General features: G+C 46.6%; 1 protein-coding gene. It reads right to left on the bottom strand.

Features of this window, described 5'->3' with window-relative positions; genetic code table 11:
- Window positions 1–1,244 (bottom strand): sigma 54-interacting transcriptional regulator (locus D1155_RS15475; protein WP_160203307.1); only part of this gene is annotated, 1,244 nt, incomplete at both ends.

Below are 1,244 nucleotides of genomic sequence, written 5' to 3'. Positions count from 1 at the left end.
GTCTGATAATAGGTCGCTATATTTTCAAGTTCTCTGATATTACCGGGCCAGTTGTAGTCAGTCAATTGACGCAGCTGTGCGGGAGGGATATTCTTAAAAGTCGTGCCAAGGAAATGCTGCAGCAACGGCAGAATATCTTCTTTTCTCTTTCGCAGCGGCGGTATGATGATGGGCAGCACGTTGAGTCTGTAAAATAAATCGCTTCGGAAACTTCCCTCTCTGACAGCTGCTTCCAAATCTCGATTGGTTGCAGTAATCAGGCGAATGTCGACATCAATGAGTCTGTCGCTGCCAACTCGCATAACCTGTCTTTCCTGAATGGTTCTGAGTAGTCTTGACTGCAGCTTTGGGGAAATATCCCCTATCTCATCGAGAAAAATAGTGCCGTGGTTTGCCTGTTCAAAGAGACCGATTTTCCCCTTAGCCTGTGCGCCGGTAAAAGCGCCTCCTTCGTAGCCGAACAGTTCGCTTTCCAGCAGATTGTCAGGAAGTGCTGCACAGTTTATGGCAACAAAAGGAAATTTGTTGCGGTAGGATGCGTTGTGGAGAGACTGAGCAATCAGTTCTTTTCCGGTTCCGCTTTCCCCTCGAATCAGTACAGTGTGGTCGGTCAGTGCAATCTGCTTGGCGGTCTTTATGACGTGTTTCATGCCGGGAGATTCGTGGATAATATCCTTAAAATGATATTTAGCGATGTGACCTTTTTGTCGATTGAGTTTATTGGCGATAGAAACTTCTGCTTCATCCTGCAGGGTGATATAGTAGCCCGTAACTTCATCCATCAGGGTTAGGGGATATTTGCTGTAATAATAGCTGCCTCCATCGATCATGAGGGGATCTTGTGGAGTGTCAGCAGCGGTTAGTATGGCGGGTTCGATAAACCGCTCCAGCTGGATATCGTTTTTGTCATCTGCCTGAAAAATCTGCAGCGCCTTGCTGTTGGCGTAGACAATCTGGTTGTATTTGTCGATCAGCAGCATGGCAATTTTGCTGGAATTGACAATGTGGCTGAGCATTTCGCTCTTCAGATGACCATAGACGTAGTTGTCGTGGAAAGCACTGTTGGATTCTACTAAAGACTGCATGTAGCGGAACAGATTCCGGTTGATGATGCTGATGTCAAGATCCAAAAGCTTCATCAGCTTGAACATGGTTTCAAAGCTGACCTGGCGATAGCCGATATCGATGATTTCTTTGATATGAGAAGGCACTAACTGCGGCTCTGCCGGTGTGATGGCAATGTT

Source organism: Anaerotruncus sp. 80 (genome assembly GCF_009936115.1).
GTDB lineage: Bacteria > Bacillota > Clostridia > Peptostreptococcales > Anaerovoracaceae > Senimuribacter > Senimuribacter intestinalis.
Note: the sequence above shows the minus strand (reverse complement) of the source record. Positions and strands in the feature narration are given on the sequence as shown.